We start from the raw sequence: 9,015 nt of genomic DNA, 5'->3' as shown, positions 1-9,015 counted from the left end.
TTTTAACTGGAAGGGGAATTTAAGGGGAAAAATAAAACCTTCTGATTTTCAGAAGGTTTTTTATTGTTTTTATTTTTTCTTTTCGGGCATTGGACCTCTTAAATGAATGATTAAACCGTTTAAAAAGTTTCTCAAAATTTGATCTCCACATTCCATGTATTTTGGATGATCTTCACTTCTAAAAAAAGCTCCTAATTCACTTTTAGAAACTTTAAAGTCAACTAAAGCACAAATTTCTATAATATCAGTATCTCGTAGTTTATGAGCTACTCTCAATTTTTTAAAAACATCATTGTTAGATAATCCACCCATAATAGTAATATATATTAATTAGTTAACCATTTTAAAAATTGCCCACGCGTAAATGGCAAAACGCAAGAAACGGAATAAACCAAATAGTACTACGTTTCTAAAAGGATATTTAATCATACCAGCTGTTAAACAACTAATAGCAAAAGGTAAAGGTAATAATGCTCCAACAAGAATTAGAAATCCACCCCATTTACTAGTGTTTTTAAGGTTTTTAGCCATTTTAACTTCTAAATAAGTTCTAATAGACTCAATTTTTAAAGAAGCTCTACCAATAAAATAAGCAGTAAGACCTCCAAAATATGATAAAGTTGCTAAAATAGATAAGTTTAAAACTGGATTAGCAGTTTTCTTAGACCATGCTATAAAAATTTCTGGCGGAATTAATCCTAAGATTGTTTCAGATATAAAGAAGGTAACTAAAACACCAAGCCTAGAAAAAGTTTCGGTCATGGCTTGTAAACCATCATTAATATTATAAACGTATTTATTAAATAAATATATACCTACAACTGCCCCCACTATTGGCCAGAAAGCCTTTTTCAAACTTTCCCATATAAACATATAAAAACCTGTACGTTGGTAGTAGGTATGTAGTCTTTTAACGTGAGGTTTATTCTTTTTTTTCTTTCTTTTTTTCTCCACTTTCTTTCTACTTATTTTTCTAAAGTCATTTGGAAGGGGCAAAAATACAAGGTAATTACAGATAAATCAAAGAAATATTGTTAATTATAAATTAGCAATAGCAGCTTCAGCACAGCGTTCTCCATCCATGGCAGCTGAAATAATACCTCCAGCATAACCTCCACCTTCTCCACAAGGGAATAAACCAGCTATTTGCGGATGCTCTAAGTTATCTTTTCTAGGAATGTTTACAGGTGATGAGGTACGAGATTCAACCCCAATAATATTCGCTTCTTGTGTATAATATCCATGCATTTTTTTACCAAAGGCAGTAAAACCTTTTCGTAATCGACTTCCAATTAATTTTGGAAGTAATGAATGTATCGGAGAAGAGTTTAGTCCAGGTTGGTAGGATGTTTCATTTAAAGAGTGTGAAAATCTACCTTCAACAAAATCAGTTAAACGTTGTGCCGGTGCAACTTGAGTTCTACCACCTGCATTAAACGCTAATTTTTCTAAATCTTTTTGATATTGCAGTCCTTTAAGTACTCCAAACTTTTCATATTTAGGTAAGTCTTTATCAACGTTAATTTCAACAACAATTCCAGAATTTGCAAATTTGTTATTTCTTCGAGATGGCGACATTCCGTTTACAACAACTTCACCATTTGCAGTAGCTGCAGGAACAATAAAACCACCAGGGCACATACAGAAAGAATAAACCCCTCTGTTATTTACCTGATGAACTAAACTATATGCAGCAGCTGGTAATAATTCATCTCTTTGACCGGTACAGCTATATTGAATTTGATCAATAATTTCTTGCGGATGCTCCACACGAACTCCCATTGCAAATGATTTAGCTTTTAATAAAATGTCTTTTTTATGTAATAATTCATAAATATCTCTAGCTGAATGTCCAGTAGCTAATATTACTGAGTTTACAGTCATTTCAGTACCATTTTGTAACTGAATAGCTTGTAGTTTATTATTTTTAATAATAAAGTCGGTAACTCGAGAATCAAAATGAACTTCACCACCGTATTTTAAAATATTCTCACGTATGTTTTTTATAATTTTAGGAAGCTTGTTAGTTCCAATATGTGGGTGAGCATCAATCAAAATTTGTTCAGTAGCTCCATGGTACACTAAATTTTCAAATATTCTTCGAACATCACCACGTTTTAAACTACGTGTATATAATTTTCCATCAGAATAAGTCCCAGCTCCACCTTCACCAAAACAATAATTTGAATCTTCATTAACATCATGAAATTGATTAATAGCACGTAAATCTCTACGACGATCTTGTACATTTTTACCACGTTCTAAAACAATAGGTTTATAACCTAATTCAATACAACGAAGAGCAGCATACATTCCTGCAGGACCAAAACCAATGATATGAATTTCTTTTGCATTAGAAACATCTTTATAATCGAAAACATAATCAGGAGTTTCTGGTAAAGGTTCGTTAATATAAACAGCTACTTTATAATTGAAAATAACATCTTTTTTACGGGCGTCAATAGATTTTCTAAGAACTTTTATTGCTGTGATGGAAGCAATATTAATTTCTAACTTTTTAGAAGCTTTCTTTTTTAAGATATCTTCCTTTCTTTCTTCTATTAAATTAACTCGTAGTTGAAGTTCTTTTACCATGCTGCAAAGCTAGGTAAATTTTGATTTACTCGCTAAAAGAGAAATGAAATACTCATAAGTGGAAATTATTATAGAATAAGAGCATCCTGAAGTCATAAAATATGCCTTCATAAAGTTTGCTTGATTTGTTTATTTTAGCAAAACAAACTTAGTTTTATGAAGATTACTCAGGTTATCGAAAACGTATTTAAAAAATACTTACCATCTCCTTTTACCATTGCTGTTCTATTAACTTTAGTCACATTAATTTTAGCCTTAATATTTACCAAACCTATTGATGTTTCTGTAGGGAATTATTCTTTAGAAGTTTTAAAATATTGGGAAAAAGGAGTTTGGAATAATAATCTATTGGTTTTTGCTTACCAAATGATGTTAATATTAGTATTAGGACATGTACTAGTATTAAGTAAACCTGTGAGTAATTTAATTTTAAGAGTAACGCAATATTGTACCAATACAGCAAATAGTGCGGCTATTGTTAGTTGTACGACGATGTTAGTTGCTTTTTTTAATTGGGGCTTAGGTTTAATTTTTGGAGCGCTTTTAGCTCGTAAAGTAGCCGAACATGCTCAAAAGAATAATATTAAGTTAAATTACCCAATTATAGGTGCTGCTGGTTATGTAGGTTTAATGGTATGGCATGGAGGAATTTCAGGATCTGCACCTATAAAAATTAATGAAAGCGGACACATTAAAGGTATTATGAATTCGATATCATCAGAAAGTGTTTTAGCCCAAATACCTGATATTATAGATTATTCTCAAACTGTATTTAGCTGGTGGAATTTGCTTATTTTTTTAATCGTATTACTAGCGGTTTCTAGTACTTTTTATTTCTTAGGAAAAAAAGCAGCACCAACTAAAATAGATTTACCAGAGTATAAAATGGATGTTGATGAAAAAGCAATAACAAAAGCAGAAAAATTAGATACATCTAAAGTATTAGCTTATGTGTTTGGAATTTTGATTTTAATAGCATTTTCATATCGATATTTTGATGAAATTAAAGCATTAAAAATAACACCAAATCTAATTAACTTATTTATGTTAGGGTTAGGAATTATGTTGCATGGAAGCTTAAAAAAGTTTAGCAAAGCAGTAGGAGAATCAATCAGTGATGTATCAGGGATATTAATTCAATTTCCTCTTTATTTTGGGATCATGGGAATTATGAAAAGTACTGGAATGGTAGCTTTAATTTCTAGTTTCTTTGTGTCTATTTCAACAGCAACGACTTTGCCTATTTTTACTTTTTTTAGTTCGGGATTGGTAAACATTTTTGTGCCTAGTGGAGGGGGACAATGGGTAGTACAAGGTCCTATAGTAGTAGAGAGTGCATTACAATTAGGTGTTCCTTTACCTAAAGCAATTATGGCCTTAGCTTATGGCGATCAAATAACAAATATGTTACAGCCGTTTTGGGCACTACCATTATTAGGAATTACTAAGTTAAAAGCAAAAGAAATATTACCCTATACATTAATAGCTATGGTAGTTGGTAGTATTGTTTATTTATTAGGATTATTATTGTTTTAGTATGATTTGGCTTTCCGATAAAATAGAATTTCCACCATATGAGTTAGCTACAGAAGACGGGCTTTTAGCTATAGGTGGCGATTTGTCTGTAGAACGTTTGGTTTATGCATATCAAAACGGAATATTCCCTTGGTATAATGAAGGGGAACCTATTATTTGGTATTCACCATGGCAACGAATGGTATTATTTCCAGAAAATGTCAAAGTATCAAAATCGATGAAACAGGTTTTGAGAAAAGAAAATTATACAATTACTGAAAATAAAGCATTTAAAGATGTAATTTTTAATTGCAGAAATATTGATAGAAAAGATCAATTTGGAACTTGGATAACTAATGAAATGGAACATGCTTATATAAACTTACATAAAAAAGGCCATGCAAAATCTATAGAAGTTTGGGTAAACGATGAGTTGGTTGCAGGCTTGTATGGAATTGATTTAAACAATGGAGTTTTTTGTGGTGAAAGTATGTTTAGTAAAGTGAGCAATATGAGTAAAGTAGCATTTATTCATTTAGCTCAAAATTGTGGATATAAATTAATAGACTGTCAAGTATACAATGAGCACCTAGCTAGTTTAGGTGCTCATGAAATAGAAAGAGAAGACTTTCTAAAATATTTAAAATAAATAAATTATATTTTTAAGAAGGAATAACTGAAGGGAAAAACTTACCAATTATTAGTCCGATTATTCCTCCAATAATCGAAAGTATAATAACTAATAAAACTAGAACAAGAATAAATCTAAGTAGTTTTAAAAATGACCTCCAAAAATTATGTTTAAATAGTTTATGAAAAACATAAAGGTAATATACGATTGTTAAGAAAAAGCTAGCCGAAAAAACAATTGGGTGAATAAGCATTGCTAAAAAGAAAGTAATAATAGAAATAAACATCATTGTTCCTTGTATGTATGCGTTCATTACTATATGCTCACCATAATTATAAGGTTTAGGATAAGTAAGTTTACTCATTAATGCATAAAAAGGAAGGAATAAAAAAGTCATTATATTAAAATTATTCAAAACAAATCCAACCCAACCATTCATAAATTGAATTTGTTTTTTAGCTATCTGTTGTTGGGCTTTAATTCTCCTTAGCTCTTTTTCTGATAGATTTTTAATATTTGAAAGATCTTTATTAGCAGTCTCTTTAATTTCCTTTACTTGAGATTCGTTAAGACTCCCTTGCATCCTTATATAGTCTTCAGAGAAAAAATTATAAATGATTAAAGACAAAGCAGCCCCCACAGCTAAATAAGCAAAAGGATTTACATATCTACGCCTTACACCATTCATGTATTCATTCAAGACTTCATGAGGAGCTTGAAGTGTTTTTTTCAAAGTTTTAAAAAACAAACTATCAAAACCTAATACAGCAAATAATTCAACCATTAAAAAGCGGAAAGTAATTCTGTCTTTAATTACTTTCGCTCCACAGTTATCACAAAAGTGATCGTTTACATCTAAAACTTCATTACAGTTTTTACAATTCATAGTTATTCTTTAAGAACAGTTAAACTAATAGAAGAATCGGTAAATACCGTATGTGTTTGTGTTTTAAAGTCTTTCTCGTCAGCCTTGTAAATATTGTCTACATATGTTTGAGGGTTTAAGTCAATTAAAGGAAACCAAGTACTTTGAATTTGAATTTGCACTTTATGCCCTTTCTTAAACGTGTGAAATACATCTTGTAATTTAATATTTACAGAAGTCTTTTTATTAGGAATGAAAGGTTCTGGCTTTTCAAAGCTATTTCTAAAACGACCACGCATTACTTCACTACGTACCATCATATGATAGTTGCTTAGTTTTAAATGTGTTTGCATTTCTTTATTGTCGTTTTTTAAATCATGAGGATGCACATCAATAACTTTAACAATCCAATCGGCAGCAGAACCAGTAGTAGCTACTTTTAATTTAGCTAAAATATCACCAGCTAATGTAAAATCATCAGTTAATACATCGGTTTCAAAAACTAATACATCTGGTCTTCTAGCAGCGAAACGCTGGTCGTCTGTCATATATTTACGAGGTGTAAATACAGTTTTAATATCTTCTGAATAAGGAACAGGACGTTTGATGTCACTAACAAAATTAATTTTTTCTACCCCATTTTGTGTAGAAGTCAATTCTTGATTTTCTGATAAATAAAAAGTCTCTTTTTGAGTGTTTTTTGGTGGCCAAACATCGTATGATTTCCATTCTTTCTTACCTGTGTCAAAAACATAAGCTTCAGGTAGACCACTGTTTTTAGAACCATCACCTTTTAAGAAATGATTGAAAAATTTAGTTTCTACATTTTTTTGAAATTTCAAGGAAATAGAATCCCCAAAATAGTAGTTTCCTACTTTATTAGCTACTTTGTTTCTAGACCATCCTCCATGATCCCAAGGACCAAATACAAGAGTATTGTAATTATTAGGTTGGTATTTTTCTATGTTTTTATAAGTTTCTAATGGACCATATAAATCTTCAGCATCAAACCAACCACCAACAACCATTGTTGCTACTGTTGAAGGAACTTTGTTTAAGTGTTGAATAATTCCTTTACTTTTCCATATAGAATCGTAGTTTGGATGATTTACAATTTCTTTCCAAAAGAAATCATCGATATTATTTTCACTACCAGGAGACTTTGTGTCTAACTTATCATATTGAAAATAACTATTTAAGTTTTTTAAAGGCCCTTTATCTAAGAAAAATTGATATTGATCTTGCGTTTTCATATCAGCAAAAGAGTACCAAGCAGAGTCCGTTGGTTGATCTTTATAAGTTCCAAATAATGGGATTACTTTAAAATAGCTTAATAAGAAAGCACCATTATGATGAAAATCATCAAAAAAGAAATCACCAATACAAGCTTGAGGAGATGCTGCTTTTAAAGCTGGGTGTGCATCAATAGTAGATACAGTAGAGTAGTGCCCAGGGTAAGAAATTCCCCAAGTACCAACTTTTCCATTATTGTGTGCTACATTTTTTACCAACCAGTCTATAGTATCATAAGTATCAGTAGTTTCATCGGCTTGTTTTTCTGTTTTGTTAGGAATATAAGCACGCATATTATCATAAACTCCATCACTCATCCAACGACCGCGGACATCTTGATAAACAATAATATTACCTTCTTTCATTAAGTTTAAGTTAGGGCCAATTTTGTTTTTAAATTGATCTTCTCCATATGGTCTACAACTGTAAGGTGTACGTTGTAATAATATTGGATATGTTTTACTAGTGTCTTTAGGAGAATAGATAGTTGTATGTAACTTTATCCCATCTCGCATGGTAATACGTACTTCTTTTTTTGTGTAATTGTCTTTTACAAAAGAATCATTTTTTGAAGTTTTAGGTTTGTTAGGCGTTGTTTTTTTAGTACAACTTAATGAAGTAAGTAAAATAGCTAAAAATAGCTTTAAGTAAAGTTTCATAACGATATTTGGTTGTTTAGGAGGTAAATATAAAAAACTGATGCGGTTTAACTATGAATATTTAATATTTTAGCTTTAAAATATATTTTATGAGAGTTTTAGTTTTAAGTATTTCTATTTTAATGTTATTAGGATGTACTAATACAGTAGCCAAAAAAACAACAAAAGAAGTAGTCACAAAAAAAGTCTTTCCTGAAATAAAGCCAGATCGATATAATGTTGCTTTTTTAATTATGGATGGAACTTTTAATACAGAATTGACAGCTCCGTTTGATATTTTTCAACATACTATTTTTAGAAAAGGAATTAAACCGATGAATGTTTTTACTGTGGCTGATACAGATAAGCCTATTACAACATTTGAGGGTATGCGAATATTACCTGATTTTAACTATCTAAAAGATAGTTTGCCTAAAATAGATATTTTGGTTGTTCCTAGTGCTGAACATCATTTAGATACCGATTTAGAAAATGAAGCATTAATTAATTTTGTAAAAAAAGTAGATAAAGAAGCTCAGTTTGTTACTTCTCATTGCGATGGAGCTTTTGTATTGGCTAAAGCTGGAGTTTTAAATGGAAAAGTATCAACAACATTTCCATCTGATATTGAGAAAATGCGTGCTATGTTTCCTAATTTAGATATAATGAGTGAAGTATTATTTGTTCATGATGGAAAATACATTACTTCGGCTGGGGGTGCAAAATCTTTTGAAGCTGCTTTGTATTTATGTGAATATTTATATGGAAAAGAAATTGCGAAGTCTTTAGCAGGAGGGTTAGTTATTGATTGGGATGTTGATAAAGTTCCACATATAATATTGAACGATTAAATAAAAAAAAGGAGAGCAATTAGCTCTCCTTTTTTACTCAGCTGTATAATTCATTGTGCCAGTTAAAGTTTTAAATTTTCCTTTTTTCATTTTAGAACGGACTTTTTTCATACTTTTTTGAATTGTCTTTTCCATTTTTTCTCGTTGCTTGTTCAATTCTTCATCACTAAACTTTTTGGCATCTTTCTTTGCTAGTAATTTGTTTATTCTCTTTATCTGTTTTTTACTGTTAAAATCTACAATTTTAAATTTAGCACCAGCAGAGAATGCTCCCATTACTGCATTGGTTTCAACCAAATAAATTTTATTAGGTTCTAAAGTTGCTTCTAAAACATCAATATTTTCCGCTTTAATCCAAAAATAAGTTTTACCAGGATCACATTCATATCTTATGTAGTTTCTACCTTTGAATCGACCTAAGTATTCTCCATTGTTAAAGTATCTAATATTCATTAAAGCTCCTAAAGAGGTTGTTCTTAAGAAATAAATTACAGATTTGCCTTCTTGAGGAGGTGTAATTTTATCACTTTTTATTTGAGAGTAAGAGTAAAGGGAAGTAATTAATGCAATTAAAAGCAATATGTTTTTTTTCATGGTTATGTAGGTTGGTTTTTTCAAATATAGAAA

Annotated in this window: 9 protein-coding genes; 3 read left to right on the top strand and 6 right to left on the bottom strand. The window is 30.4% G+C overall.

The features are described 5' to 3' along the window. Nucleotides 1–69: 69 nt before the first annotated feature. The 3 genes from F7018_RS13105 to F7018_RS13095 form a co-directional block, all read right to left on the bottom strand. Nucleotides 70–312, bottom strand: coding sequence for a DUF1456 family protein (locus F7018_RS13105; RefSeq protein WP_150900515.1), 243 nt, complete (start codon nucleotides 310–312; stop codon nucleotides 70–72). Nucleotides 313–330: 18 nt separating this feature from the next. Beyond that, entirely contained in the window at nucleotides 331–954 is a 624-nt protein-coding gene (locus tag F7018_RS13100) for a YqaA family protein (RefSeq protein ID WP_150900514.1), read from the bottom strand. A gap of 84 nt (nucleotides 955–1,038) precedes the next feature. Further along, nucleotides 1,039–2,595 carry an NAD(P)/FAD-dependent oxidoreductase gene (locus tag F7018_RS13095; RefSeq protein WP_150900513.1) on the bottom strand — a complete coding sequence of 519 codons (1,557 nt, stop codon included), beginning with the start codon at nucleotides 2,593–2,595 and terminating at the stop codon, nucleotides 1,039–1,041. A gap of 156 nt (nucleotides 2,596–2,751) precedes the next feature. On the opposite strand from F7018_RS13095, the gene F7018_RS13090 reads away from it, so the two are divergent. After that, nucleotides 2,752–4,131 (top strand): short-chain fatty acid transporter, encoded by a 1,380-nt coding sequence (locus tag F7018_RS13090; protein WP_150900512.1) that lies wholly within the window; start codon nucleotides 2,752–2,754, stop codon nucleotides 4,129–4,131. Nucleotide 4,132: 1 nt separating this feature from the next. Then, complete coding sequence (gene aat, locus F7018_RS13085; protein ID WP_150900511.1) at nucleotides 4,133–4,759, top strand: leucyl/phenylalanyl-tRNA--protein transferase; 627 nt, start codon at nucleotides 4,133–4,135, stop codon at nucleotides 4,757–4,759. Between the two features lie 13 nt (nucleotides 4,760–4,772). Here the strand turns inward: aat and F7018_RS13080 are convergent, their stop codons facing one another. Together F7018_RS13080 and F7018_RS13075 are read right to left on the bottom strand one after the other, a co-directional pair. Beyond that, nucleotides 4,773–5,627 carry a DUF3667 domain-containing protein gene (locus F7018_RS13080; protein WP_150900510.1) on the bottom strand — a complete coding sequence of 285 codons (855 nt, stop codon included), beginning with the start codon at nucleotides 5,625–5,627 and terminating at the stop codon, nucleotides 4,773–4,775. Between the two features lie 2 nt (nucleotides 5,628–5,629). Then, the gene (locus F7018_RS13075) at nucleotides 5,630–7,558 is read right to left on the bottom strand and encodes a CocE/NonD family hydrolase (protein WP_150900509.1); all 1,929 of its coding nucleotides are present in this window, start codon (nucleotides 7,556–7,558) and stop codon (nucleotides 5,630–5,632) included. Nucleotides 7,559–7,647: 89 nt separating this feature from the next. On the opposite strand from F7018_RS13075, the gene F7018_RS13070 reads away from it, so the two are divergent. Beyond that, nucleotides 7,648–8,388, top strand: a complete 741-nt coding sequence (locus F7018_RS13070) for a DJ-1/PfpI family protein (protein ID WP_150900508.1) — start codon at nucleotides 7,648–7,650, stop codon at nucleotides 8,386–8,388. A gap of 33 nt (nucleotides 8,389–8,421) precedes the next feature. Here F7018_RS13070 and F7018_RS13065 read toward each other — a convergent pair whose 3' ends face one another. After that, nucleotides 8,422–8,982, bottom strand: a complete 561-nt coding sequence (locus tag F7018_RS13065) for a hypothetical protein (protein WP_150900507.1) — start codon at nucleotides 8,980–8,982, stop codon at nucleotides 8,422–8,424. Nucleotides 8,983–9,015: the final 33 nt, after the last annotated feature.

This window comes from Tenacibaculum aiptasiae (assembly GCF_008806755.1).
Classification (GTDB): Bacteria; Bacteroidota; Bacteroidia; order Flavobacteriales; family Flavobacteriaceae; genus Polaribacter; species Polaribacter aiptasiae.
This window is presented reverse-complemented; position numbering and strand designations above follow the sequence as displayed.